The 23,685-nt window shown below is 58.9% G+C and carries 25 protein-coding genes and 1 riboswitch; of the genes, 17 read left to right on the forward strand and 8 right to left on the reverse strand.

Going from position 1 to position 23,685, the window contains the following annotated elements:
* The first annotated feature begins 146 nt into the window (after positions 1-146).
* The 6 genes from sucC (at position 147) to ACX3YF_RS15745 (ending at position 6,563) form a co-directional block, all read left to right on the forward strand.
* Positions 147-1,313, forward strand: coding sequence for an ADP-forming succinate--CoA ligase subunit beta (gene sucC, locus ACX3YF_RS15720; RefSeq protein ID WP_130203743.1), 1,167 nt, complete (start codon positions 147-149; stop codon positions 1,311-1,313).
* Complete coding sequence (sucD, locus tag ACX3YF_RS15725; RefSeq protein ID WP_003223019.1) at positions 1,313-2,194, forward strand: succinate--CoA ligase subunit alpha; 882 nt, start codon at positions 1,313-1,315, stop codon at positions 2,192-2,194. The genes sucC and sucD overlap by 1 nt, the downstream gene beginning before the upstream one ends.
* Positions 2,195-2,530: 336 nt before the next feature.
* Positions 2,531-3,844, forward strand: a complete 1,314-nt coding sequence (gene brnQ / locus ACX3YF_RS15730; RefSeq protein ID WP_130203742.1) for a branched-chain amino acid transport system II carrier protein — start codon at positions 2,531-2,533, stop codon at positions 3,842-3,844.
* A gap of 174 nt (positions 3,845-4,018) precedes the next feature.
* The gene (locus tag ACX3YF_RS15735) at positions 4,019-5,224 is read left to right on the forward strand and encodes an ISL3 family transposase (RefSeq protein WP_130211659.1); all 1,206 of its coding nucleotides are present in this window, start codon (positions 4,019-4,021) and stop codon (positions 5,222-5,224) included.
* A gap of 200 nt (positions 5,225-5,424) precedes the next feature.
* Positions 5,425-6,162 carry a DUF599 domain-containing protein gene (locus ACX3YF_RS15740; protein ID WP_090464058.1) on the forward strand — a complete coding sequence of 246 codons (738 nt, stop codon included), beginning with the start codon at positions 5,425-5,427 and terminating at the stop codon, positions 6,160-6,162.
* The gene (locus tag ACX3YF_RS15745; protein ID WP_103402530.1) at positions 6,162-6,563 is read left to right on the forward strand and encodes an MAPEG family protein; all 402 of its coding nucleotides are present in this window, start codon (positions 6,162-6,164) and stop codon (positions 6,561-6,563) included. The genes ACX3YF_RS15740 and ACX3YF_RS15745 overlap by 1 nt, the downstream gene beginning before the upstream one ends.
* 78 nt (positions 6,564-6,641) lie before the next feature.
* On the opposite strand, the gene ACX3YF_RS15750 is transcribed toward ACX3YF_RS15745, so the two are convergent.
* Positions 6,642-6,878 (reverse strand): hypothetical protein, encoded by a 237-nt coding sequence (locus ACX3YF_RS15750; protein WP_047531867.1) that lies wholly within the window; start codon positions 6,876-6,878, stop codon positions 6,642-6,644.
* A 159-nt stretch (positions 6,879-7,037) separates the two neighbouring features.
* Between ACX3YF_RS15750 and ACX3YF_RS15755 the strand changes: the two genes are divergently transcribed.
* The 4 genes from ACX3YF_RS15755 (at position 7,038) to ACX3YF_RS15770 (ending at position 10,745) form a co-directional block, all read left to right on the forward strand.
* Entirely contained in the window at positions 7,038-7,514 is a 477-nt protein-coding gene (locus tag ACX3YF_RS15755) for a PaaI family thioesterase (RefSeq protein ID WP_449106031.1), read from the forward strand.
* Entirely contained in the window at positions 7,511-7,963 is a 453-nt protein-coding gene (locus ACX3YF_RS15760; RefSeq protein WP_047531865.1) for a PaaI family thioesterase, read from the forward strand. The genes ACX3YF_RS15755 and ACX3YF_RS15760 overlap by 4 nt, the downstream gene beginning before the upstream one ends.
* An 80-nt stretch (positions 7,964-8,043) precedes the next feature.
* On the forward strand, positions 8,044-9,948 hold the full coding sequence (htpG, locus tag ACX3YF_RS15765) for a molecular chaperone HtpG (protein WP_288098454.1): 1,905 nt from the start codon (positions 8,044-8,046) through the stop codon (positions 9,946-9,948).
* 68 nt (positions 9,949-10,016) lie between these two features.
* Positions 10,017-10,745: a dienelactone hydrolase family protein gene (locus ACX3YF_RS15770; protein WP_130203738.1), complete on the forward strand. Its 729-nt coding sequence runs from the start codon at positions 10,017-10,019 to the stop codon at positions 10,743-10,745.
* Between the two features lie 157 nt (positions 10,746-10,902).
* On the opposite strand, the gene ACX3YF_RS15775 is transcribed toward ACX3YF_RS15770, so the two are convergent.
* The 5 genes from ACX3YF_RS15775 to purM all read right to left on the reverse strand — a co-directional run bounded on the left by ACX3YF_RS15775 (position 10,903) and on the right by purM (position 14,816).
* Positions 10,903-11,763, reverse strand: a complete 861-nt coding sequence (locus ACX3YF_RS15775) for a pirin family protein (RefSeq protein WP_130203737.1) — start codon at positions 11,761-11,763, stop codon at positions 10,903-10,905.
* A gap of 62 nt (positions 11,764-11,825) precedes the next feature.
* Positions 11,826-12,242, reverse strand: coding sequence for an OsmC family protein (locus ACX3YF_RS15780; protein ID WP_047531858.1), 417 nt, complete (start codon positions 12,240-12,242; stop codon positions 11,826-11,828).
* Between the two features lie 143 nt (positions 12,243-12,385).
* Entirely contained in the window at positions 12,386-13,099 is a 714-nt protein-coding gene (locus tag ACX3YF_RS15785; RefSeq protein WP_130203736.1) for a DUF3108 domain-containing protein, read from the reverse strand.
* Between the two features lie 8 nt (positions 13,100-13,107).
* On the reverse strand, positions 13,108-13,758 hold the full coding sequence (purN, locus tag ACX3YF_RS15790) for a phosphoribosylglycinamide formyltransferase (protein WP_458944514.1): 651 nt from the start codon (positions 13,756-13,758) through the stop codon (positions 13,108-13,110).
* The gene (gene purM, locus ACX3YF_RS15795) at positions 13,758-14,816 is read right to left on the reverse strand and encodes a phosphoribosylformylglycinamidine cyclo-ligase (protein ID WP_130203734.1); all 1,059 of its coding nucleotides are present in this window, start codon (positions 14,814-14,816) and stop codon (positions 13,758-13,760) included. The genes purN and purM overlap by 1 nt, the downstream gene beginning before the upstream one ends.
* A gap of 383 nt (positions 14,817-15,199) precedes the next feature.
* Here purM and ACX3YF_RS15800 point away from each other — a divergent pair, with 383 nt between their 5' ends.
* The 6 genes from ACX3YF_RS15800 to ACX3YF_RS15825 all read left to right on the forward strand — a co-directional run bounded on the left by ACX3YF_RS15800 (position 15,200) and on the right by ACX3YF_RS15825 (position 20,528).
* Entirely contained in the window at positions 15,200-16,258 is a 1,059-nt protein-coding gene (locus tag ACX3YF_RS15800) for a DUF2066 domain-containing protein (RefSeq protein ID WP_130203733.1), read from the forward strand.
* A gap of 36 nt (positions 16,259-16,294) precedes the next feature.
* Complete coding sequence (locus ACX3YF_RS15805; protein ID WP_458973902.1) at positions 16,295-17,368, forward strand: AI-2E family transporter; 1,074 nt, start codon at positions 16,295-16,297, stop codon at positions 17,366-17,368.
* Positions 17,369-17,565: 197 nt separating this feature from the next.
* The gene (gene hda / locus ACX3YF_RS15810; RefSeq protein WP_007898944.1) at positions 17,566-18,270 is read left to right on the forward strand and encodes a DnaA regulatory inactivator Hda; all 705 of its coding nucleotides are present in this window, start codon (positions 17,566-17,568) and stop codon (positions 18,268-18,270) included.
* Between the two features lie 227 nt (positions 18,271-18,497).
* A complete protein-coding gene (locus ACX3YF_RS15815; RefSeq protein WP_130203731.1) occupies positions 18,498-19,145 on the forward strand; it encodes a C40 family peptidase in 648 nt (215 codons plus the stop codon).
* 165 nt (positions 19,146-19,310) lie between these two features.
* Positions 19,311-19,847: a C40 family peptidase gene (locus tag ACX3YF_RS15820; protein WP_047531832.1), complete on the forward strand. Its 537-nt coding sequence runs from the start codon at positions 19,311-19,313 to the stop codon at positions 19,845-19,847.
* A gap of 18 nt (positions 19,848-19,865) precedes the next feature.
* Positions 19,866-20,528, forward strand: a complete 663-nt coding sequence (locus ACX3YF_RS15825; RefSeq protein WP_458973903.1) for a class I SAM-dependent methyltransferase — start codon at positions 19,866-19,868, stop codon at positions 20,526-20,528.
* A 108-nt stretch (positions 20,529-20,636) separates the two neighbouring features.
* Here ACX3YF_RS15825 and ACX3YF_RS15830 read toward each other — a convergent pair whose 3' ends face one another.
* Together ACX3YF_RS15830 and ACX3YF_RS15835 are read right to left on the reverse strand one after the other, a co-directional pair.
* Complete coding sequence (locus tag ACX3YF_RS15830) at positions 20,637-21,956, reverse strand: PQQ-dependent sugar dehydrogenase (protein WP_458974842.1); 1,320 nt, start codon at positions 21,954-21,956, stop codon at positions 20,637-20,639.
* Positions 21,957-22,017: 61 nt separating this feature from the next.
* Positions 22,018-22,602, reverse strand: coding sequence for a hypothetical protein (locus ACX3YF_RS15835; RefSeq protein WP_130203727.1), 585 nt, complete (start codon positions 22,600-22,602; stop codon positions 22,018-22,020).
* A gap of 152 nt (positions 22,603-22,754) precedes the next feature.
* Positions 22,755-22,986, forward strand: a riboswitch (cobalamin riboswitch).
* A gap of 81 nt (positions 22,987-23,067) precedes the next feature.
* On the opposite strand from ACX3YF_RS15835, the gene cobO reads away from it, so the two are divergent.
* Complete coding sequence (gene cobO, locus ACX3YF_RS15840; RefSeq protein WP_288098495.1) at positions 23,068-23,679, forward strand: cob(I)yrinic acid a,c-diamide adenosyltransferase; 612 nt, start codon at positions 23,068-23,070, stop codon at positions 23,677-23,679.
* Positions 23,680-23,685 lie beyond the last annotated feature (6 nt).

Consider the following 23,685-nt stretch of genomic DNA (forward strand, 5'->3'; position numbering starts at 1 on the left):
TGAGCCTTGCATGCAAGACTCACCGCGGAATGTCCGCCGGACGCAGTCTTGCGTAGCTCAGCTACGCAAGCAGCAGTCACAGGTGGTGCGGCACTTCAACAAGTGCAGCACCGAATGCGCAGTACCTAACGAAGACGGTAAAAAGCATGAATCTTCACGAGTATCAGGGTAAGCAGCTGTTCGCTGAGTACGGCCTGCCGGTATCCACTGGTTACGCGGTAGACACCCCGGAAGCAGCAGCAGAAGCTTGCGATAAAATCGGCGGCAGCGAGTGGGTTGTAAAAGCCCAGGTTCACGCCGGTGGTCGCGGTAAAGCGGGCGGCGTCAAGCTGGTTCGCAGCAAAGAAGACGCCAAAGCCTTCGCACAGCAGTGGCTGGGCAAGCGTCTGGTGACCTACCAGACTGACGCCAATGGTCAGCCAGTCACCAAGATCCTGGTTGAATCGTGCACTGATATCGCTAAAGAGCTGTACCTGGGCGCTGTCGTTGACCGTTCGAGCCGTCGTATCGTGTTCATGGCTTCCACCGAAGGTGGCGTGGACATCGAAAAAATCGCTCACGACACTCCAGAAAAAATTCTGAAAGCCACTATCGATCCACTGGTCGGCGCTCAGCCGTTCCAGGGTCGCGAGCTGGCATTCCAGTTGGGTCTGGAAGGCAAACAAGTTGCCCAGTTCGCCAAGATCTTCGTAGGTCTGGCCAAACTGTTCCAGGATCACGATCTGGCCCTGCTGGAAGTGAACCCGCTGGTGATCAAGGCTGACGGCGATCTGCACTGCCTGGACGCCAAGATCAACATCGACGCCAACGCCATGTACCGTCAGCCTAAGCTGAAGACTTTCCACGACCCGTCGCAAGACGATCCGCGCGAAGCGCACGCTGCCAAGTTCGAACTGAACTACGTAGCACTGGAAGGCAACATCGGTTGCATGGTCAACGGTGCCGGCCTGGCCATGGGTACCATGGACATCGTCAACCTGCACGGCGGCAAGCCAGCCAACTTCCTCGACGTAGGTGGTGGTGCTACCAAAGAGCGCGTGACCGAAGCCTTCAAGATCATCCTGTCCGACACCAACGTCGCTGCAGTACTGGTCAACATCTTCGGCGGCATCGTTCGTTGCGACATGATTGCCGAAGGCATCATCGGCGCCGTGAAAGAAGTCGGCGTGAAAATCCCGGTTGTTGTTCGCCTTGAAGGCAACAACGCTGAGCTGGGCGCTAAAGTACTGGCAGAAAGCGGTTTGAACATCATCGCTGCTACCAGCCTGACCGACGCTGCTCAACAAGTTGTCAAAGCTGCGGAGGGCAAATAATGAGCGTCCTGATCAATAAAGACACCAAAGTTATCTGCCAGGGTATTACCGGTTCGCAAGGTAGTTTCCACACCCAGCAAGCCATCGAGTACGGCACCAAGATGGTTGGTGGTGTAACGCCTGGTAAAGGCGGCACCGAGCACCTGGGTCTGCCAGTGTTCAACACCGTGAAAGACGCTGTAGCTGCCACTGGCGCCACCGCCAGCGTGATCTACGTTCCGGCTCCTTTCTGCAAGGACTCGATCCTGGAAGCTGCATTCGGCGGCATCAAGCTGATCGTGTGCATCACCGAAGGCATTCCTACCCTGGACATGCTGGACGCTAAAGTTAAGTGCGACGAGCTGGGTGTTACCCTGATCGGCCCTAACTGCCCAGGCGTGATCACTCCAGGCGAATGCAAGATCGGCATCATGCCAGGTCACATTCACTTGCCAGGCAAGGTCGGTATCGTTTCCCGTTCCGGCACCCTGACCTACGAAGCTGTGAAGCAAACGACTGACGCCGGTTTCGGTCAGTCGACTTGCGTCGGCATCGGTGGTGACCCGATCCCGGGTTCGAACTTCATCGACATCCTGAAGCTGTTCCAGGAAGACCCGAAGACCGAAGCGATCGTGATGATCGGTGAGATCGGCGGTTCGGCTGAAGAAGAAGCGGCTGCCTACATCAAGGCACACGTGACCAAGCCGGTTGTTTCCTACATCGCTGGTGTGACTGCTCCTCCGGGCAAGCGCATGGGCCATGCTGGCGCAATCATCTCTGGCGGCAAAGGCACTGCAGACGAGAAATTCGCTGCTCTGCAAGACGCAGGTGTTAAAACCGTGCGTTCGCTGGCAGACATCGGCAAGGCCCTGGCCGAGCTGACGGGTTGGGCGGTCAAGTAAGCTTCGCGCTTAGCTGACGCTTCACCACACAAAGGCCACCTTCGGTGGCCTTTGTCGTTTCTGGTTCTTTGGAAACGCTTGAGGCTTTTTTGTGGCGAGGGGGCTCATGAAATTTAGATACGTAAACACGACACGGGAGTGTCGCGTATCGGATAGTTCGCCCCTTAACAGTGCGCTTGACGCTCAAATTCGTTAGGATACGCGCCATTTTTGCGTCTGCGGCCCACAAGGCAGCGACGCGCTAAACGGGTCAGTCTCATACGGACCGACAGCATTTCCCTCACCCATAGGGAAATCCCTCTCTAAATTCCGATTCAGTAGTGTGGTATTTCCTTAATGAAAGTGTTGAAAGGCCAGGACATCCTGGCACTTGGTTTTATGACGTTTGCCCTGTTTGTCGGGGCTGGCAACATCATCTTCCCGCCTATCGTCGGTTTGCAGTCCGGGCCTAATGTCTGGATGGCGGCGCTGGGTTTCCTGATCACCGCCGTTGGTCTGCCAGTGATCACCGTTGTCGCGCTGGCCAAGGTCGGTGGCGCAATGGATACATTGAGCAGTCCGATCGGTAAAGTCGCCGGTGGACTGTTGGCGGCTGCGTGCTATCTGGCCGTTGGTCCGCTGTTCGCGACGCCACGTACCGCGACCGTATCGTTCGAAGTGGGTCTGGCGCCGTTGACCGGCGAAAGCCCGCTGGCGCTGTTCCTGTATAGCTCGGTCTACTTCCTGCTGGTGTTCTTCATTTCCCTGTACCCGGGCCGCTTGCTGGACACGGTTGGACGCTTCCTCGCACCGTTGAAGATCATTGCCCTGGCTGTGCTGGGCATCGCAGCATTCGCCCTGCCGGCCGGAGACATCGGCCATGCAACACCTGAATACGTTGCGGCGCCATTCTCCCAAGGTTTCATCAATGGTTACCTGACCATGGATACCCTGGGCGCCCTGGTGTTCGGCATCGTTATCGTCAACGCTATCCGCTCCCGCGGTGTCGAGTCGCCAGCGCTGATCACCCGGTATGCGATCATCGCCGGCTTGATTGCCGGCGTGGGCCTGGCACTGGTTTATGTCAGCCTGTTCCGCCTGGGTTCGGGCAGCCATGAAGTGGCGGCTGGTGCGACTAACGGGGCGGCGGTACTGCATGCCTACGTGCAACACACCTTTGGCTCCCTCGGCAGCGGTTTCCTGGCGGTACTGATCTCTCTGGCGTGCCTGGTGACTGCGGTTGGCCTGACCTGCGCCTGCGCCGAATATTTCAGTCGTGTACTGCCTCTGTCCTACAAGACGCTGGTGATCATCCTGGCTGCGTTTTCCCTGTTGGTGTCCAACCTGGGCCTCACCAAGCTGATTGCGTTCTCGATCCCGGTACTCACCGCGATTTACCCGCCGTGCATCGCCTTGGTGGCACTGAGCTTCTGCAAGGACTTCTGGCATGAGCAAGGTCGCATCGTCGGTCCGGTGATGCTGGTGTCGTTCATCTTCGGTCTGATCGACGCCCTCAAGGGCGCGGGTCTTGCGGACTGGATGCCTGCCCAATTGGCTCACCTGCCGCTGAGTGAACAAGGTCTGGCGTGGCTGGTGCCATCGTTCATGACTCTGGTGGTTGCCGTGGTCTGTGACCGTATGTTGGGCAAGCGCGCCGAAGCGCTGGCTTAAGCTTCGTGGGTCCGCCACAAGCGGGCCGGCAAGCAGAAACGGAAATGCCCCGTATCAATCGATACGGGGCATTTTTTAGGTTCTTCACGGAATCCCGGGAAACACAGAAACAAGAACGCCGATTTGATTGATGATGTTCGTGCGAGCAAACACATCTAACAAACCGGCGTTCTTATGCGCGATATTAATACTTTCCTTCCCTTTTGGGAGGGCTTTTCTGTCGTCACCATCAAGCCCGATGGCGATGCGCTACAGATCGACCTGACACCCCACGCCACCCAATTCCCCTCTTGTAGCGGCTGCCAAAAACCGTGCTCGACCACGCATGAGTATTGCCAACGAGTCATCCGCGATCTGCCCATTCTTGGCCGAGCAGTGCGCCTCAGCGTTTTGCTTCGGCGTGTTGGGTGTCGCGACTGTGGTAAACGCATGGAAGCGGTCAGTTGGCTGGATCGCTATGCCCGCATGACGCGCCGCCTGGCCGAGGCGGTCATTCAAGCCTGCGAGCGTCTCCCCACAAAACACGTGGCTCAACTGTTCGGTCTGCATTGGGACAGCGTTCGGTTGCTAGAGCGTCGAGCCTTGCAAGTGGCGTTGAGTGTTTTGCCAAAGGCGCAGCCACGGCGCTTGGTGATGGATGAATTCGCTCTGTTCAAAGGTCATCGTTACGCCAGCGTCGTGCTGGACGCCGATACCCGGCGAGTGCTTTGGATTGGCGAAGGTCGCAGCCGCGCGGCGATCAGGCCATTCTTCGAAGAGCTGGGGCCAGAGGGTTGCGCTCGCATCGAAGCGGTGGCGATGGACATGAACACCGCCTTTGACCTGGAGGTTCGTCAGCACTGCCCAAAAGCGCGCGTGGTCTACGACCTCTTTCATGTGGTGGCCAAATATGGCCGAGAGGTGATTGATCGAGTCCGCGTCGATGAAGCTAATCGGCTACGTCATGACAAGCCTGCCCGAAAGGTCATCAAGCAAGCGCGATGGCTGTTGCTGCGCAACCCGCAGAACCTGAAAACGCCGGAGCAACAGGTCCGTTTGGAGGATCTGCTGGCGGCCAACCAAGCGTTGATGACGGTCTATTTGATGAAGGCTGAACTCAAAACGCTTTGGGCACCGAGCACCGCTTGGGGCTGGCGATCAGCCTGGCAGCAATGGTTGCGCCACGCTCATGAAAGCCAAATACCACCTCTGATCCAGTTTGCCAAACGACTGAAGGGTTACTGGCGAGGCATCGTCAGTCGTGTTCGCTGGCCGATGCATACGGGCCAATTGGAAGGCATCAACAATCGAATAAAGGTCATTAAGCGGATGGCGTACGGTTACCGGGATAGCGAATTCTTTTTCATGAAGATCAAGAGCGTCTTTCCCGGTAATCCGTGAAGAACCATTTTTTATGGGGGGAATGCGGTGCCTTTTCTTCTGCGTTAACGTCGAAGGGTTGCCAAAATCCAATGTGGGAGCGAGCCTGCTCGCGATGGCGCGTTAACTCCAACAAAGAAGTTGGCTGATCTGCCGCTATCGCGAGCAGGCTCGCTCCCACAAGGTTTCAGTGTTCCGCCAAGCCATCCATAAGGACCTGCATGTCGTTCATCCACGCCAACCTGATCCACATTCTCGCCGCCCTCTGGTTCGTTATCTGCTGGGGTGGCTACACCCGTTATGCGACATGGAAGGGCCGCGACACCGCGTGCCTGGCCAGCGTGCTGCACCTGTATCGTGAAGATTGGATGCGTCGCATGTTGCTGCGTGACAACCGCATCGCCGATGCCAGCGTGATTGGAAACCTGGAGCGCAATGCATCGTTCTTCGCCTCCAGCACGCTGATTATCCTGGCCGGTATTCTCACGGTACTTGGCGCGTCGGAAAGAGCGGTGTCGCTGCTGGCGGATATCCCGATGGTGCAACAGGCTTCCCAGGGGATGTCGGAAATCAAGTTGCTGTGCCTGGCGCTGGTGTTCGTCTACGCGTTCTTCACGTTCAGCTGGTGCATGCGCCAGTACAACTTCGCGGCCGTCCTGGTGGGTTCAGCACCCATGGTCGGCGAACGCCATGTGTCCGAGCAGGAGCGCAAAGCCTTCGCGTCCCGGGCAGCCCGGGTCATTTCCATGGCGGCCAACCAGTTCAACTTTGGTCTGCGTTCCTATTACTTCGGCATGACCATGCTGGCGTGGTTCGTCAGTCCCTGGTTGTTCATGTTGATGAGTGCCGGTGTCGTGTTTGTGTTGTATCGCCGGGAATTTCACTCCGACGTTCTCGACGTGATGGTCTATACCCCTACAGAGGCACCATTGCCTGAGGTGAACAAAGAGGCGGCTTGATGAGTATTCCGTTCTGGTGTGTGTTTATCAGTGCGTTGCTGATTTACGTGGCGCGTATGCCCGTGACCAAGGCCATGAAAGAGCAGGGCGGTTACAACAATCACCTGCCGCGCCAACAGCAGGCGCAACTTACGGGCCTGGGGGCCCGCGCAGTGGCCGCGCACCAGAACAGTTTCGAAGCGTTCATATTGTTTGCCGTGGGTGTGTTGATGGCGCATACCACGCAGACGGCGGGCTGGCTCATTGACTTGTTGGCGATCATCTTTGTGATCGCGCGAATTATCTATTTGCTGTGCTACTGGAAAGACCTGACATGGCAGCGCAGTCTGGTTTGGCTGGTGGGTTTAATCTGTTCATTGTTGTTGATGATTAGTCCGACTTTTCGAACGATTTTGCTCTAACGAGGTGACGGCCAATCAAATTGCAGGCAAAAGAAAACCCGCACTTGGCGGGTTTTCTTTATCACGCTAAAAACCGTTTCAGTTTTTAGGCGCGGCTTCTTTTGCCGCTGCTTCGTTCGATTCAGCCTGAGCTTTGGCAGCTTCAGCGTTTTCTTTCGCAGCGTCGTTCACTTTATCCTGAGCTTTGTTCATGTCTTGCTGAGCTTGCTCAGCATGTTTGTTGGCATCTTGAGCTTTGTCCTCGGATTTTTTATCGCAGGCAGCGAGACCGAGGGAAGCGGTCAACATCAAGGCAATAGCTAAAGTCTTACGCATGGGGTGTTTCTCCTTATGGAAAATATCTACTGGCCTTTCGAGCGCAGCCATCAGGGTTAAGTTCCTCAAATCGTTCAGATATATAAGTTTGATCTAACGCGGAACTTTTGCCGGGACCGTTAACGCACAGTATGAAGACTAAATAAGAGCTTTTATCACATGGCCGAAAACCCCGTTTTTGAGCGTGCCACACGATTTTTGTCGGCGCTGCGCCATTGCCAGGTGCTAGGGCTGCGGGTGCACAGCGCCAGCAGCGAAGGGTTGACGGTTATGCTGCCATATACCCCGAAAATCGTCGGAAATCCGCAAACCGGAGTCATCCATGGCGGGGCGCTGACCACACTGATGGACACCGCCTGTGGCATGTCCACCCTCTGCGTGCTGCCAGAGTTCGAGGTCTGCCCGACCCTCGACCTGCGCATCGACTACATGCATGCCGCCGAACCGAACAAGGATGTCTACGGTTTCGCCCAGTGCTACCGGGTGACCACCGATGTGATTTTCGCCCGCGGCTTTGCCTATCAGGACGATCCCGAGCAACCCATTGCCCATGTGGTGGGCACCTTCATGCGGATGGGCAAGGGCATCAAGGGCGCAAAAGGCTTGGGTGGCGCGATCGCCGGAGGAGCGAAATGACTGACTCATTCAAGCAGCAGTTGCAACAGGCTCATGAGCGGGGCGACTATGGCGTATTGCTGCAGCGGATTCCCTACGCCGCGCTGATCGGCGTCGAATGCTCACGGGTGGGGGATGAACTGCTGTTTCGTCTGCCGGCCAACAAGGACAATATTGGAAACCCTTTATTGCCGGCTATTCATGGTGGTGTCATTGCCGGTTTCATGGAACTGGCCGCCGCGTTGCACCTGCTGGTGTCCACCGGCTCGCCAGGTGTGCCGAAGATTATCGATTTCTCCCTCGACTACCTGCGCGCCGGGCAGTTCCGTGATACCTGGGCCAGGTGCCAGGTGTGTCGCCAGGGACGCCGCGTCGCCAACGTGGCGATTACGGCCTGGCAAAGCACGGAAGCGGAACCCATCGCCACAGCCCGGGCGCATTTCAAACTCGAGGAGCCCTTGAAATCCTGAACACAGCCCCCAACTCTGATGACATCCCGCCGCCGGCCTTCAAGGTCGCGGCTTAGCCATCTGATTGGAGTTTGATGACCATGAGTGTGGAAACTCAAAAGGAAACCCTGGGCTTCCAGACCGAGGTGAAGCAACTGCTGCACCTCATGATCCATTCGCTGTATTCCAACAAGGAAATTTTCCTTCGCGAACTGATCTCGAACGCCTCTGACGCTGTAGACAAATTACGTTTCGAAGCGCTGTCCAAGCCAGAACTGCTGGAAGGTGGCGCCGAACTGAAAATCCGTGTCAGCTTCGACAAGGACGCCAAGACCGTCACCCTCGAAGACAACGGCATTGGCATGAGCCGTGAGGATGCGATCACGCACCTGGGCACCATCGCCAAATCCGGCACCGCCGATTTCATGAAACACCTGACCGGTGACCAGAAGAAAGATTCGCACCTGATCGGTCAGTTCGGTGTCGGCTTCTACTCTGCATTCATCGTCGCCGACAAAGTCGACGTGTTCAGCCGTCGTGCCGGCAGCGCCGCCAGCGAAGGCGTGCACTGGTCGTCCAAGGGCGAAGGCGACTTCGAAGTTGCAACCATCGATAAAGCCGAGCGCGGTACCCGTATCGTCCTGCACCTGAAGTCCGGTGAAGACGAGTTCGCCGATGGCTGGCGCCTGCGCAACATCATCAAGAAGTATTCCGACCACATCGCCTTGCCGATCGAGTTGCCGAAAGAAGTGGCGGCCGTCGAAGGCGAAGAGAAGCCGGCCGCCGAGTGGGAAACCGTCAACCGCGCCAGCGCCCTGTGGACCCGTCCGCGTACCGAGGTCAAGGACGAGGAATACCAGGAGTTCTACAAGCACATCGCTCACGACTTCGAAAACCCGCTGAGCTGGAGCCACAACAAGGTTGAAGGCAAGCTGGAATACAGCTCGCTGCTGTACGTGCCGGCCCGTGCTCCGTTCGACCTGTACCAGCGTGAAGCGCCGAAAGGCTTGAAGCTCTACGTGCAGCGCGTGTTCGTCATGGATCAGGCAGAGTCGTTCCTGCCGCTGTACCTGCGTTTCATCAAGGGCGTGGTCGACTCCAACGACCTGTCGCTGAACGTGTCGCGGGAAATCCTGCAGAAAGACCCGATCATCGACTCCATGAAGTCGGCGCTGACCAAGCGCGTTCTGGACATGCTGGAGAAACTGGCGAAAAACGAGCCTGAGCAATATAAAGGCTTCTGGAAAAACTTCGGTCAGGTCATGAAAGAAGGCCCGGCGGAAGACTTCGCCAACAAAGAGAAAATCGCTGGCCTGCTGCGTTTCGCGTCGACCAACGGTGACGACGGCGAACAAGTGGTCGGTCTGGCCGATTACCTGGCTCGCGCCAAGGAAGGTCAGGACAAGATCTACTACCTGACTGGCGAAACCTACGCGCAAGTCAAAAACAGCCCGCACCTGGAAGTCTTCCGCAAGAAAGGCATCGAAGTGCTGCTGCTGACCGACCGTATCGACGAGTGGCTGATGAGCTACCTCAACGATTTCGACGGCAAGAGCTTTGTTGACGTGGCACGCGGTGACCTGGACCTGGGCAACCTGGACTCGGAAGAGGACAAGAAGGCCGCGGAAGAAGTCGCCAAGTCCAAAGAAGGTCTGGTTGAGCGTCTGAAAACCGCACTGGGCGAATCCGTCGCCGAAGTTCGGGTTTCCCATCGCCTGACCGATTCCCCGGCGATTCTGGCCATCGGCGAGCAAGACCTGGGCCTGCAAATGCGTCAGATCCTGGAAGCCAGCGGGCAGAAGGTTCCTGATTCGAAGCCGATCTTCGAATTCAACCCGGCTCACCCGCTGATCGAGAAGCTCGACAACGAGCAGAGCGACGAACGCTTCGGCGATCTGTCGCACATCCTCTTCGATCAGGCGGCCCTGGCGGCCGGCGACAGCTTGAAGGATCCGGCGGCGTACGTGCGTCGTCTGAACAAGCTATTGGTTGAGCTGTCGGCTTGACTGCATTGTAGAAAAACCCGCTTCGGCGGGTTTTTTCATTCTGGTGTTTAAAAAATCAGGAGTCAGAAATGAGCCAAATCACTGTACGTTCCGTTGCCTATCAGATTGACGGTCAGCCCTACGAAAGCCGTGTGGCCTTTGATGCCGACCATAAGGGCCCGCGTCCGGGCTTGTTGATGGCGCCGAACTGGATGGGCGTCAGCGCTGGCGCCGAGGAAATCGCCAAGTCGGTGGCGGCCAAGGGATACGTGGTCTTGATCGCCGATCTCTACGGCCAATCGGTTCGTCCACAAAATAACGATGAAGCGGGCGCGGCGATGATGCCGTTGAAGAATGACCGCCCATTGCTGCGTAAGCGCATGCAAGTGGCGTTCGAGCAACTGCAAAGCCAGGGCGAAGTGGCTGTCGATACCTCGAAGCTGGCCACGTTCGGTTTTTGCTTTGGGGGTTGCTGCGCGCTGGAGTTCGCCCGTACCGGTGCGCCGGTGAAGGCTGCGGTCTCGTTCCACGGCACCCTCGACACCCCGGACGTCAATGATGCGAAAAACATCAAGGGTAAGGTGTTGGTCCTGCACGGCGCTTCCGATCCATTGGTCCCGAAAGAACAGCTGCCGGCGTTTGAAGAGGAAATGAATGCCGCAGGCGTGGATTGGCAACTGCTGAGCTACGGCGGCGCGTTCCATTCGTTCACCGATCCGCATGCGAATGTGCCTGGCATGATGATGTATGACGCCAAGGTCGCCGCGCGTGCGTTCACGTCGATGCACAATCTGCTGGATGAAGTGTTCAAGGGCTGATGTTGTCCGGCACTGACTAATGCAGTGCCCGGGCTGGCCTCTTCGCGGGCAAGCCCGCTCCCACGGGGACTGATGGCGTTCGCATTATTTGTGACTCACCTCGAAACCCTGTGGGAGCTGGCTTGCCAGCGAAGGCGACCTGCCAAGCGGCACAAAACTACGGCAATTCGATCCGCTCGACTTCCCCCGGCACCTTCGGCCAATCCCCAGCCGCCCAGCGTCGGCGTGCTTCATCGATAGCCGCCGGATCGCTCGCCACGAAATTCCAGTTGATCCGTCGTGGACCATCCAGAGGGGCACCGCCAAACAACACGGCATGACAGTCGCTTTCGGCGAACAAAGTCATTTCCTCCCCTTCAGGCAATACCACCAGTGCATGGGGCTCCACAGGCTCACCGTCCAGTTGCACCTCGCCGCTCAAGACATATAGCGCACGTTCTTCATGTTCGGTTGGAATCAGCAGCGTCGTCGCCGTTTGCAGGGTCAGCTCCGCATAGAGCGTCGGAGACAGTACGGGGACCGGCGATTCCAGGCAGAAGCCCGTCCCGGCAATCATGCGGATTTTCACCCCCAGGTTCTCGCTGACCGGCAGTGTGGCGGCGGGGTGATGGCTGTAATGTCCCGGGCCTTGCTCATGATCCTTGGGCGAGGCCAGCCAGATTTGCAGGCCGTGCATCGTAAAGCCGTTTTCCTTGAGCGCCTCTGGCGTGCGCTCGACGTGGGCAATGGCGCTGCCGGCGGTCATCCAGCTGACATCACCGGTATCCACGACCTGATCGGAACCGAGGCTGTCCTTGTGCTGGATCTGCCCCTGGAACAGATAGGTGAGGGTGGAGAGGCCTATATGTGGATGCTGGCGGATGTTCATGCCTTTGCCCGGCGGGTAGCGGGTTTCCAGCATGTGGTCGAAAAATACGAAGGGGCCGACGCTGCGGCATTTGGCGGACGGCAGCGGGCGAAGAATCGGCTGGCCCTCGACATCTTCGGCGCGGGGGCGGATCACGAGCGGAGTGTTCATTGTGCATTCCAGACTGGGCGGGTGATGCATTCGAGCATAACCCGCCAGCGCAGCCCTTGCCGCTATTGGCTGAAAGCGCCTTCGGACAAATGGGTTTCGATGCTGACGTCGCTGGTGGTCATCAATTTGTGGATCGGGCAACGATCCGCCACGCGGTGCAGTTCTTCGCGCTGGGCATCGGTCAGCACGCCCTTGAGGGTCAGTTTGACGTGCAGCGCGTACTTGCCTTTCTGCTCCTGGCTGTTGTCGCGCTTGACCTCGACGCCGACACCGGTGAGCGGGATGTCCTTTTTCTTTGCGTACATTTTCAGTGTCAGGGCCTTGCAGGCACCGAGGGCGGCGTCGAAGTAGTCGTGTGGCTCTGGCGCCGAACCCTCGCCACCGGCTGTGGTGGGCGCATCGGCAAAGAGTTCATGGTCGTCGATCTGGACGCTGTGACGCAAACCTTCGGCGGAAACGGTGTTGACGGTGACAGTCATGGGAAACCTCGCAAGCGACAGGAAAAGTCATTCGATGAAAAAAGACCTTGAAGGTATAGAGCATGCGTGCGGCGACGCGTTCCGGTTTTTTGTTCCGGCATGAAAAAGCCCCGCGATGGCGGGGCTCTTTGTCTTGATCCGGCTCAGCTGCCTTTGACGGTCTTGCCGTTGACCTGGCCGTCCAGGAGCATGATGTTGTACTCCTTGCCGTCGGTTTCGACCTGTTGCAGGCGGACCAGCAGGTAATCCCAGTCCTTGGCGAACCACAGCACGGTGGTGCGCTTGCTTTGAGTCGGGTCACGCACGCGCTCGACCTTGATCGCATCGATCTGGCCAGCCTTGGTGTCGACTTTTTCCGAACCCAGCACGCGGAAGTCATAGGTATCGACTTCGCCATCATCGACAACCTGATAGCTCATGCTCTTTTTGCCGGCGGCCACGTCATGCTGCAGCGCCAGTTGATAGGTGGATTTGTCGACCATGCCGCGATTGAGCGGAATATTGACCGCGTCGCCACGATCGGTGCCGGTGACCTTCTTGGCCGTCCAGTCGAAGTCCAGATCAGCTTTCTTGGCCTTGCCCAGGCCGCCGCGTGCGAAGTGGTAGGACTGCGGCAGCAGAGTGTCTTTGTCGACGGTCAGCGTGCTTTCTTCTGACAGGCTGGCGATCATCATCGAAGCCTTGAAGCTGAGTTTCCAGACGCCATTGGCTTCCTTGGTCAGGCTGCGTTCGGCGGTGCCGCTCATGGGCAACTGCTTCCAGTCGGCGGTGTAGCTGGCGGAGAAAGGTTGAAGGTCCGCAGCCTGCGCGAAGGGCAGGGCGAGCAGGGCGCAAGCGAAGAGCAGGGCACGACGCATAAAGTCTCCTAGGTTCGAATCAAGTGGCCGTTGGCCGCGAGTAACTGTCCATCCAATAAAGCACCCTGCTCACCGAGCGATAACCGACCTTCTGCAAACCAGCGGACGGCCATCGGGTAGATCAGGTGTTCCTGAACATGGACCCGCTGCGCCAGGCTCTGCGGCGAGTCGTGCAACTCTACCGGTATTACAGCCTGTACGACCAGTGGTCCGCCATCGAGTTCCTCTGTGACGAAGTGCACGGAGCAGCCGTGTTCGGTGTCCCCGGCTTCCAGCGCCCGCTGATGAGTGTGTAACCCTTTGTATTTGGGCAGCAGCGAGGGATGGATATTGAGCAGGCGACCCTGATAGTGGCGCACGAAGTCAGCGCTGAGGATGCGCATGAAACCGGCCAGGACCACGAGTTTGGGATTGAAGGTGTCGATCAGTTCAATCAGAGCGGCATCGAAGGCCTCGCGGCCGTCGAAAACCTTGTGATCCAGGAAGCGGGTGTCGATGCCCGCATCCCTGGCGCGTTGCAGGCCGTAGGCGTCGGCGCGGTTGGAGATCACCGCAGCGATGCGGACCGGGCTGTCGCCGGTCCGCGTGCTGTCGATCAAGGCCTGCAAGTTACTGCCGGTGCCGGACAGCAGCACCACCACATCACAGGTCTTAGGCATCAGTGAGCCTTGAGGTTTTTCAGTTCAACCTGGGCTGCGCCTTCGGCAGCAGTGGAGATCTGACCGATGACCCATGGCTGCTCGCCGGCTTCACGCAGGACCTTCAGGGCAGCGTCCACGTGCTCTTGCGCCACGCAGATGACCATGCCCACGCCGCAGTTCAATACGCGGTGCATTTCGTTCTCGTCGACGTTGCCTTTCTCTTGCAGCCAGTCGAACACCGCTGGACGGGTCCAGCTTGCCACGTCAACCACGGCTTGAGCGCCTTTTGGCAGTACGCGTGGAATGTTGTCCAGCAGGCCGCCACCGGTGATGTGGGCCATGGCTTTGACGGCGCCGGTTTCCTTGATCAGCTTGAGCAGCGGCTTGACGTAGATACGGGTCGGGGCCATCAGCAGGTCGGTCAGCGGCTTGCCATCGAGCTGGGTGTTTTCGATGTCGGCACCGGACACTTCGATGATCTTGCGGATCAGCGAGTAACCGTTGGAATGCGGGCCGGACGACGGCAGGGCGAGCAGGGCATCGCCGGCTGCGACTTTGGAACCGTCGATGATTTCGGATTTTTCCACGACGCCGACGCAGAAACCGGCCAGGTCATAGTCTTCGCCTTCGTACATGCCAGGCATTTCAGCGGTTTCGCCGCCAACCAGGGAGCAGCCGGACAGTTCGCAGCCAGCACCGATGCCGGTCACGACCTGAGCGGCGGTGTCGACGTTCAGTTTGCCGGTGGCGTAGTAGTCGAGGAAGAACAGCGGCTCGGCGCCGCAGACCACCAGGTCATTGACGCACATGGCAACCAGGTCGATGCCGATGCTGTCGTGTTTGTTCAGGTTCAGCGCCAGGCGCAGTTTGGTGCCGACGCCGTCGGTACCGGAAACCAGCACGGGCTGCTTGTAGCCAGCCGGGATTTCGCAGAGGGCGCCAAAACCGCCCAGGCCGCCCATGACTTCCGGGCGCGCAGTGCGCTTGGCGACGCTCTTGATGCGTTCGACCAATGCTTCACCGGCGTCGATGTCTACACCGGCGTCCTTGTAGCTCAGGGAGGGTTGCTTGCTCATGATCCAGGCCTTTAGGGGGGATTCAGGGGTAACGACCGGGTCCAGCGGGGCCGCCGAAATCGACGAGGGCGATTGCCTCACGCGATATTCGAAGGTGCCCGGCTGTTGCCGGTCTGCGAAGGCGCGCGATTTTATCAGGCTTGAAGGGCAGCGGCCATCCTCAGGCCGACGGCAGGGGCATATCCGCCTAAAAAAATCGCATTTGTCCCGTTTGGTGGCATCCTTCACGCCTGCTCAAGGTACCGCCATTAAGCGTCTATCGTTATGACAGTGCGAAAACTTACTCGGGACGTGTGAATGTTTTGCGCCGGGCGATGGTCACAGCCTTGCTCGATCGTCTTCATGCGGCCTGTTCCAGCCGCTCTTGTCGCCAGGAATCTTCCATGCGTTTTTCCAAATTCTTGTTTGTGGGCTGTTTATCCCTGACCAGTCTGGTCAGTCATGCCGAAACCGTCAAAGGCCTCTATCAAGTGCGCGAGCCCGTCAGCAGCCAGACGCAGGAGGAGCGTGATCAAGCGACTCAGCGCGCGCTGGACACCCTGGTATTGCGCCTGACCGGTGACCCCAAGGCAGCTCAGAGTCCGGGGTTGGCGGCGATTCGCAAAGATCCGCAGCAAATCATCAGTCAGTACGGCTTTGACGCAGGACCGCCGGAAGTGTTGAAGGTCGATTTCGACCCGACAACCACCGAGCAGGCGTTACGTCGCGCCGGGTTGGCCATGTGGGGCGCCAATCGGCCGTCGATCCTCGGCTGGTGGTTGAACGATTCTGCGGAGGGATCAAGCCTGGTGGGTGATGGCCAGGCCAGTGCGACGCCGTTGCGCCGGGCAGCACAGCACCGTGGTTTGCCGTTGCGCCTGCCGCTTGCGGACCTGGGTGAGCAAGTCGTCGCCACGGCGCCGAATCTGGAAAGTTCCGATCCGGCAGCGTTGCGCGCCGCCTCGGAACGTTACAACGCCGACGCCGTGCTGGCCGTGCATGCCCGCGAAGAGGGCGGTCAATGGCAGGCCAAATGGCACTTATGGCTGGGTGATCAGAAAGAAGCCGGCAGTGTGCAGGGGGCCGATCAGGCTGCCGTGGCGGACGCAGTGATGCTCGCGGTCAATGAGCGTCTGGCGCCACGATTCGTCGCCAGGCCGGGGGCTTCGACGCAGCAGTTGCTGGAAGTGCAAGGCATGAACCTTGAGCGCTACGCGACGCTCGGACGTTTACTGGAACCCTTTGGCGGGCGTCCGCAAAGTGTCGACGGTGACCGGATTCTGTATCGGGTCAATGGCAGTACCGATCAACTGCGGGCGCAGTTGTCACTGGCGAAGTTGCAGGAGGTGGCCGCGGCGCCAACCCCGGCACCGGCACCACCTGTCCAGCCCGTAGCGGACGGTTCGACCCCGGCTGCTGCGCCATCTCCGGTTGCGACGCCGCAATTGCATTTCCGCTGGTAGATTATCTTTCTTTATATAGAAGCAATGGAGTGGTTCATGGCCGATACGCGGCGTTGGTTCTGGTTGGGTGGAGTGGTCCTGCTCTGCGCGTTTGTCTGGCTGTTGCATCCGATCCTTACGCCGTTCCTGGTGGCGTTGCTGCTGGCCTATCTGTTCGATCCGTTGGTGGATCGGCTGGAAAAGGCCGGGTTGTCTCGGACCTTGGGTGTGGTCGCGGTGTTCGCGCTCTTCACCTTGATCTTCACCGCGTTGCTGCTGGTGCTGGTCCCGATGCTCGCCAAGCAGTTGTTCCGGTTATATGAGCTGGCGCCACAGATGCTCGATTGGCTGCAGCACACTGCATTGCCGTGGGCGCAATCGAAGTTCGGGTTGTCGGAGGGGTTCTGGAAATTCGACAAGCTCAAGGCTGCGATCAGCGAACACATGGGCCAGACCACCGATATCGTCGGGGTGGTACTGAGTCAGGCGACAGCTTCCGGCCTGGCGTTGATTGGCTGGTTGGCCAACCTGGTGTTGATTCCGGTCGTGAGTTTTTACCTGCTGCGGGACTGGGACCTGATGATGGCCAAGATCCGCAGCCTGCTGCCGCGTGACCGTGAAGAGCGCGTGGTGTCGCTGGCCGGTGAATGCCATGAGGTGCTGGGAGCGTTTGTCCGTGGCCAGTTGCTGGTGATGGTGGCGTTGGGTGTGATCTATGCCGCGGGCCTGATGCTGGTGGGGCTGGAGTTGGGGCTGTTGATCGGCCTGATTGCCGGTCTGGCGGCCATCGTGCCGTACATGGGTTTCGTCATTGGTATTGGCGCCGCCTTGATAGCGGGCCTGTTTCAGTTTGGTGGCGATCTGTATCCCATGGTCGGCATCGTCGCGGTGTTCATGGTGGGGCAAGTGCTCGAAGGCATGGTGCTGACGCCATTGCTGGTGGGAGACCGGATTGGCCTGCACCCGGTGGCGGTGATTTTCGCCATTCTGGCCGGTGGTGAGTTGTTCGGGTTTACTGGCGTTTTGCTAGCGCTGCCGGTCGCGGCGGTGATTATGGTGCTGGTGCGCCATGTGCATGATTTGTATAAGGATTCTGATATGTACTCGGGTGTTGACGAACCTGAACTCTAGGCCTTGCCATGGGTAGCCCGGCTCGAAGCCGGGTTATCGCCGGCTCCGCCAAAGAAACTGCCATAAAACCAGGGCGCCAACGCAAACCTTTGATTTTGCTTGTGGTCTGTCGCATTGTGCGGTCGGCGTCACGGGTATAAACTTCGCAAACTTTACACAGAGGCCACTAACGGTTCCTTTGGAACTGTTCAGTCAGCATGAAACCGATTCAGCTGCCCCTAGGTGTGCGTCTGCGTGATGACGCCACCTTTATCAACTACTACCCAGGCGCCAATGCCGCTGCACTCGGCTATGTCGAGCGTCTATGCGAAGCCGACGCCGGCTGGACCGAAAGCCTGATTTACCTATGGGGCAAGGACGGGGTAGGGCGCACGCATCTGTTGCAGGCGGCCTGCCTGCGCTTCGAGCAGTTGGGCGAGCCGGCGGTGTATTTGCCGTTGGCCGAATTGCTGGACCGCGGTATCGAAATTCTCGACAACCTTGAACAGTACGAACTGGTCTGCCTGGATGATCTTCAAGCGGTGGCCGGCAAGGCCGACTGGGAAGAAGCGCTGTTCCATCTGTTCAATCGCCTGCGCGACAGTGGCCGACGACTGTTGATTGCCGCATCGACTTCCCCGCGTGAGCTGCCGGTGAAGCTGGCGGACCTCAAATCCCGCCTGACCCTGGCGCTGATCTTCCAGATGCGTCCGCTTTCGGACGAAGACAAATTGCGTGCCCTGCAACTTCGCGCCTCGCGGCGAGGACTGCATCTGACCGACGAGGTCGGGCACTTTATTTTGACCCGTGGAACCCGCAGCATGAGTGCGCTTTTCGAGTTGCTCGAACGGCTCGATCAGGCCTCCCTTCAAGCACAGCGCAAGCTGACTATTCCCTTCCTGAAAGAGACGCTCGGCTGGTAGAAAAAAACCGGGAATGCCAAGGCCGGCGGGGCTTTCGGCATATTTCAGGCGCCAGGAAATACGCTTTCCTGCAAGGCTGCAGGCTGCGCAAGTGTTCAATATGGGCCTAAGCGCTTAGATGTTGGCAAGAAACCGATAAGTCACAAAAAGTTCGATTGAATTTGCAAATGAGGATGATAGCGGGCATAGTCTCGACTTCTTTACAACTATCAGCCACGGTCGTGCCCATGCTAAAGCGCTTCGCACCCCTCGTGCCTCTCGCACTCGTCACCCTGTTATTCGGTTGCGCTGCTCACTCTCCAGTGTCCCAGCAAGAGCAGCAGCAACAGGTTAAAAATTCTGTTACCGCACAGTCGTCCGCTCGTTACCAGGACGCTTTTTACCAGGAAGAGAAGGCCACTGAAAAAGAGCTGGCTGACTTCGCCGATGGCAAGTCGTATCAACTTCCGGCGCTGGCGGACAGCATCCTCGAACGCGGCATGTCCCTGATCGGTACCCGTTACCGTTTCGGCGGCACTTCTGAAGCCGGTTTCGATTGCAGTGGGTTCATCGGCTATCTGTTCCGTGAGCAAGCCGGCATGAACCTGCCACGCTCCACTCGCGAAATGATCAACGTGGATGCGCCACTGGTGTCTCGCAGCAAGCTCAAGCCTGGCGATCTGCTGTTCTTCGCCACCAACGGTCGTCGCGGTCGTGTCAGTCACGCCGGGATCTACCTGGGTGACAACCAGTTCATCCACTCCAGCAGCCGCAAAAGCGGTGGTGTCCGGATTGATAGCCTGGGCGACAGCTACTGGAGCAAGACCTTCATCGAAGCCAAGCGAGCTCTCGCGATGGCGCCAAACGCGGCTCCGATCGTGACCGCACGCAATTAAGCGGACATTTTGTAAGGCGAACTTAAAGTCTTACTTGAAGTTTGCCGCATAAGCGCTAGAATCTGGTCTATGAATGATGGCAAACCGCCTGCGTAACGCGCAGGCGGTTTTCTTTTCTGCACCCCCAGCAGAAAAACGCCGCAGCCAGATCAGGATGCTCTGCTTATGTCGACGTCGGCCCGCCTCGCAATCATGCTTTTCGCAGCGCTGCTCAGCGCTTGCGCCAGCCGCACACCGCCGCCTGCGCCGGTGGCTCGCACTCCTCTCGTTTTCGGTTCGTCCCAGGCCTTTTCGCCTGAAGCGGAAGACGTACTGTTTCGCGCGTTGGGCCTGGTGGGTACGCCGTATCGCTGGGGTGGCAATACACCGGATTCCGGGTTCGATTGCAGTGGGCTGATCGGTTACGTGTACCGTGATGTCACCGGTATCTCGCTGCCACGCACCACTCGCGAAATGATCTCCATGCAAGCGGCCAATGTGGGCAAGGAAGGCCTGCAGACGGGTGACCTGATCTTCTTCGCCACCAATGGCGGTTCGCAGGTCAGTCATGCAGGCATCTACGTTGGCGAAGGTCGCTTCGTCCACGCGCCTGCCACCGGCGGCACGGTGAAGCTCGACAGCTTGTCCAAGGCGTATTGGCAGAAAGCCTACCTGAGCGCCAAGCGCGTCCTGCAACCGGAACACCTGGCGCGCAACCCGTAACAGCCAGAGGGTGCTGTCATGACCGCTCGCACGCTCAATCTTGACGACTCGCTCTATCACTATCTGCTTGATGTGTCCCTGCGCGAAACGCCGCTGCTCAAGCGCTTGCGCGACGAAACCCAGGCGTTGCCCATGGCGCGCTGGCAGGTGGCGCCGGAGCAGGGGCAGTTTCTTGCATTGCTGGTGAAGCTGACCGGCGCGCGACGTCTGCTGGAAATCGGAACGTTCACGGGGTACAGCGCGCTGTGCATGGCTGCGGCACTGCCCGATGACGGCTCGATGATCTGCTGCGATATTCCCGGCGACTACAATGCCACCGCACGTCGTTACTGGCGGGAGGCCGGCCTGGCCGAGCGTATTGATCTGCGTCTGGCGCCCGCGCTGGAGACCCTCGCCGAACTGGAGAGGCAAGGGCAGGGCGGGCAATTCGATCTGGTCTTCATCGACGCCGACAAGGCCAATTATCCCACCTACCTTGAACACGCGCTGCGGCTGCTGCGGGTGGGTGGATTGGCGGTGTTCGATAACACACTGTGGAGCGGTCGGGTACTGGAAGAGCATCCGCAGAGTGCAGACACCCGAGCCATCCAGGCGCTCAACCGTGCCTTGAAGGATGACTCGCGCGTGGACCTGTCGATGTTGCCGTTGGGCGATGGGCTCACGCTCTGCCGCAAACGGTGATCCTTGTGGAAGCGGGCTTGCCCGCGATGGCGGCAGTTCAAGCAACCTCCATGTTGCATGTGTCGGCCTCATCGCGGGCAAGCCCGCTCCCACAGGTTTGATGTGTAATTATTTAGCTGCTGAAACCCGCCAAACCTTGTTCCCTACATCGTCCGCCACCAACAAGGCGCCTTGCTGATCTATCACCACGCCCACTGGCCGGCCCATGGCTTTTTCTTGGTCATTGAGAAAACCCGTGAGCACATCCACCGGTTGCCCGCTTGGTTTGCCGGCGTCGAACGGCACGAATATCACTTTGTAGCCACTGTGCGGCTTGCGGTTCCATGAGCCGTGCTGGCCGATGAAGGCGCCCTGGGTGAATGGCGCCGGCAACCGGCTGCCTTCGGCAAACGTCAGTCCCAGGGATGCGGTGTGCGGGCCGACCGCATAGTCCGGCGCGATCGCCTTGGCCACCAGGCCCGGGTTTTGCGGCTCGACGCGAACGTCGACATGCTGGCCGTAATAGCTGAAAGGCCAGCCATAGAACGCGCCATCCTTGACCGAGGTGATGTAGTCCGGTACCAGATCGCTGCCGATTTCATCGCGCTCATTGACCGCCGTCCACAGGGCGCCGCTGTGCGGCTCCCAGGACAGGCCATTGGGGTTGCGCAAGCCCGAGGCAAAGATCCGGTGATTGCCGGTGGCGCGGTCCACTTCCCAGATCGCCGCACGGCCTTCTTCCTTGTCCAGGCCGTTTTCGGCAACGTTGCTGTTCGAGCCCACCGTCACGTACAGCTTGCTGCCGTCCTTGCTGGCGATGACATTCTTGGTCCAGTGGTGATTCAGTGTGCCGCCGGGCAGGTCGAGTACTTTGATCGGTTGCGACTTGATCGCTGTATCGCCGTTTTCATAGTGAAAGCGCAGCAATCGATCGGTGTCGGCGATGTACAGGTCATTGCCGACCAGCGCCATGCCGAAGGGCGAGTTCAGGTTTTCCAGAAACACCGTGCGGGTTTCCGCGATGCCGTCGTGGTCCTGGTCGCGCAGCAGGGTGATGCGATTGGGGCTCGGCACGCCCGCACCGGCGCGCCCCATGACTTTCTTCATGACCCAGCCGCGTATGCCTGTCCCGTCATCGGGTTTGAGCGGTGCATTGGTTTCGGCCACCAGCACGTCGCCATTGGGCAGCACGTAGAGCCAGCGCGGATGGTCGAGGTTCTCGGCGAACGCGGCCACTTGGGTGCCGGCAGCGGCGACGGGTTTGGCGCCCTCCGGCCAGCCGATCGCCGGGGTAATGTTGACCGTCGGAATCAGCGTCTTGTCGGGTTCTGGCAGTTTGGGTGACGGGCCGGTGCCGTCGGAGACTTGCAGGCTGGAGGTGTCACCGCAAGCGGCGAGTCCTCCGGCGAGCGCGATAGCGAGTACGAGTTGGGGCTTGCGCTTACTGATCTTCCCTATGAATGCAGTGACCTGGTCAGTAGAGAAGTTACGTTGCGCGATGGTTCAACCGTTAGCCGCGAGCTTCCTTGAACAGCACGGCAATGCCGGGATGATAGTGACCCCCTTCGTTGTGCAACTTGCGGTAGGCGTAGGGGAAATACCAGGCGACGGCGCAGGAGTGCTCCTTTTGCAGGTCGTCGACCATGTCCTGCAATTCTTCCGGGGTGGCACCATGCTGGGTTTTCTGCGGTGCCACAAACAGGCAGCCGAGTCTCAGGTCGCTGGCGTAACTGATGCGTTTGGCCTCGCTGGTGATATCGAGCAGGGCCTGGGTCAGGTTCAGGCTGTTCACCCGTGGCCAGCGTTGTGTGGCTTGAATCCAGGCGCGTGCTTCGGGTGTGGCGATAAACAGGTCGGCACGACCGTTGCGTTCGCCTTCATCGATTTGCTTGCGGGTGGGCGATTGTTGCAGGGTGACCATTTCGGCCATCCAGGCAGCGGCGGAAAGCAGGCCGAGATTGGCTTTTTCGTCGAGCCAGTAAGGCGTTTCGTTATCGCCGCGTACGGCGTTGTAGCGGTCGATACAGTCAAACCAGCGCTCCAGCACCGGGCGCAGGAATTCCAGTTGCGGATTGCTGATGGTCATGCCTTGCATGGGGCTCACCCTTGTTATTGTGATGTGGGGTTGTGGCTCTTTGATATCATTGCTTGAAGTGTGGCACAAGATTGGCGTCAGTTTATTGATCAACGGCAGTTATTCGCTCGCGTCCCCCGTCTTCAATTGACGCTCCACCCCCAACCCTCTAACCTTCGCGGCTTGTTTCAGGTGCTCTGTGACTTGGGTCGACAGAGTGAAACAGGGAAGCCGGTGAGCAGGTCCTTCAATGCGTGAAGGCCTTCGATCCCGGCGCTGCCCCCGCAACGGTAAATGAGTGAAAGCTGCGCCTTGAGCCACTGCGTCGTCATTGATGCGGGAAGGCGCGCAGCCAGGCCAACGCCGCTCATGAGCCCGGAGACCGGCCTGATCCATTCAGCGGCATCACGGTGGGCGATGCCAGGCTTCTTGCCGTCTGTTCTTGTGCCTGCCCGCCGTTATCCTGCCTCAACGGAGAGCTCTCCCATGACTGATACCCCTGATCGTGACGAACGTCATCTGGCGCGCATGTTGCGCAAAAAAGCCGTAATCGATGAACGCATCGCCAACTCCCCGAACGAATGCGGCCTGCTGCTGGTGCTGACCGGCAACGGCAAGGGCAAGAGCAGCTCGGCGTTCGGCATGCTGGCCCGCTCGATGGGCCACGGCATGCAGTGCGGTGTGGTGCAGTTCATCAAGGGGCGCAACAGCACGGGTGAAGAGCTGTTCTTCCGGCGCTTCCCGGAACAGGTTCGTTTTCATGTGATGGGCGAAGGTTTTACCTGGGAAACCCAGGATCGCCAGCGCGACATCGCCGCCGCCGAAGCCGCGTGGGACGTGTCCCGTGAACTGCTTAGAGATCCGTCCATCGGTCTGGTGGTGCTGGATGAGTTGAACATCGCCCTCAAGCACGGTTACCTCGATCTGGATCGGGTGCTCAGTGACTTGCAGGCTCGCCCGCCAATGCAGCACGTGGTGGTCACCGGTCGTGGCGCCAAGCCTGAGATGATCGAGTTGGCCGACACCGTCACTGAAATGGGCATGATCAAGCACGCCTTCCAGGCCGGTATCAAGGCGCAGAAAGGCGTCGAGTTGTGAGTCGCG

This window comes from Pseudomonas fluorescens group sp. PF-69, from assembly GCF_054481235.1.

What these genes read in the sequence shown, in the direction of transcription:
- ACX3YF_RS15745 (WP_103402530.1), top strand. Translation starts at nt 6,162, where the DNA reads ATGAGTATTCCGTTCTGGTGTGTGTTTATCAGTGCGTTGCTGATTTAC.
- sucD (WP_003223019.1), top strand. Translation starts at nt 1,313, where the DNA reads ATGAGCGTCCTGATCAATAAAGACACCAAAGTTATCTGCCAGGGTATT.
- ACX3YF_RS15775 (WP_130203737.1), bottom strand. Translation starts at nt 11,763, where the DNA reads ATGAACACTCCGCTCGTGATCCGCCCCCGCGCCGAAGATGTCGAGGGC.
- brnQ (WP_130203742.1), top strand. Translation starts at nt 2,531, where the DNA reads ATGAAAGTGTTGAAAGGCCAGGACATCCTGGCACTTGGTTTTATGACG.
- sucC (WP_130203743.1), top strand. Translation starts at nt 147, where the DNA reads ATGAATCTTCACGAGTATCAGGGTAAGCAGCTGTTCGCTGAGTACGGC.
- ACX3YF_RS15760 (WP_047531865.1), top strand. Translation starts at nt 7,511, where the DNA reads ATGACTGACTCATTCAAGCAGCAGTTGCAACAGGCTCATGAGCGGGGC.
- ACX3YF_RS15825 (WP_458973903.1), top strand. Translation starts at nt 19,866, where the DNA reads ATGACCGCTCGCACGCTCAATCTTGACGACTCGCTCTATCACTATCTG.
- ACX3YF_RS15755 (WP_449106031.1), top strand. Translation starts at nt 7,038, where the DNA reads ATGGCCGAAAACCCCGTTTTTGAGCGTGCCACACGATTTTTGTCGGCG.
- cobO (WP_288098495.1), top strand. Translation starts at nt 23,068, where the DNA reads ATGACTGATACCCCTGATCGTGACGAACGTCATCTGGCGCGCATGTTG.
- ACX3YF_RS15820 (WP_047531832.1), top strand. Translation starts at nt 19,311, where the DNA reads ATGTCGACGTCGGCCCGCCTCGCAATCATGCTTTTCGCAGCGCTGCTC.
- ACX3YF_RS15835 (WP_130203727.1), bottom strand. Translation starts at nt 22,602, where the DNA reads ATGCAAGGCATGACCATCAGCAATCCGCAACTGGAATTCCTGCGCCCG.
- ACX3YF_RS15780 (WP_047531858.1), bottom strand. Translation starts at nt 12,242, where the DNA reads ATGACTGTCACCGTCAACACCGTTTCCGCCGAAGGTTTGCGTCACAGC.
- ACX3YF_RS15805 (WP_458973902.1), top strand. Translation starts at nt 16,295, where the DNA reads ATGGCCGATACGCGGCGTTGGTTCTGGTTGGGTGGAGTGGTCCTGCTC.
- ACX3YF_RS15750 (WP_047531867.1), bottom strand. Translation starts at nt 6,878, where the DNA reads ATGCGTAAGACTTTAGCTATTGCCTTGATGTTGACCGCTTCCCTCGGT.
- ACX3YF_RS15735 (WP_130211659.1), top strand. Translation starts at nt 4,019, where the DNA reads ATGCGCGATATTAATACTTTCCTTCCCTTTTGGGAGGGCTTTTCTGTC.
- purM (WP_130203734.1), bottom strand. Translation starts at nt 14,816, where the DNA reads ATGAGCAAGCAACCCTCCCTGAGCTACAAGGACGCCGGTGTAGACATC.
- ACX3YF_RS15800 (WP_130203733.1), top strand. Translation starts at nt 15,200, where the DNA reads ATGCGTTTTTCCAAATTCTTGTTTGTGGGCTGTTTATCCCTGACCAGT.
- ACX3YF_RS15770 (WP_130203738.1), top strand. Translation starts at nt 10,017, where the DNA reads ATGAGCCAAATCACTGTACGTTCCGTTGCCTATCAGATTGACGGTCAG.
- htpG (WP_288098454.1), top strand. Translation starts at nt 8,044, where the DNA reads ATGAGTGTGGAAACTCAAAAGGAAACCCTGGGCTTCCAGACCGAGGTG.
- ACX3YF_RS15740 (WP_090464058.1), top strand. Translation starts at nt 5,425, where the DNA reads ATGTCGTTCATCCACGCCAACCTGATCCACATTCTCGCCGCCCTCTGG.
- hda (WP_007898944.1), top strand. Translation starts at nt 17,566, where the DNA reads ATGAAACCGATTCAGCTGCCCCTAGGTGTGCGTCTGCGTGATGACGCC.
- ACX3YF_RS15815 (WP_130203731.1), top strand. Translation starts at nt 18,498, where the DNA reads ATGCTAAAGCGCTTCGCACCCCTCGTGCCTCTCGCACTCGTCACCCTG.
- ACX3YF_RS15785 (WP_130203736.1), bottom strand. Translation starts at nt 13,099, where the DNA reads ATGCGTCGTGCCCTGCTCTTCGCTTGCGCCCTGCTCGCCCTGCCCTTC.
- purN (WP_458944514.1), bottom strand. Translation starts at nt 13,758, where the DNA reads ATGCCTAAGACCTGTGATGTGGTGGTGCTGCTGTCCGGCACCGGCAGT.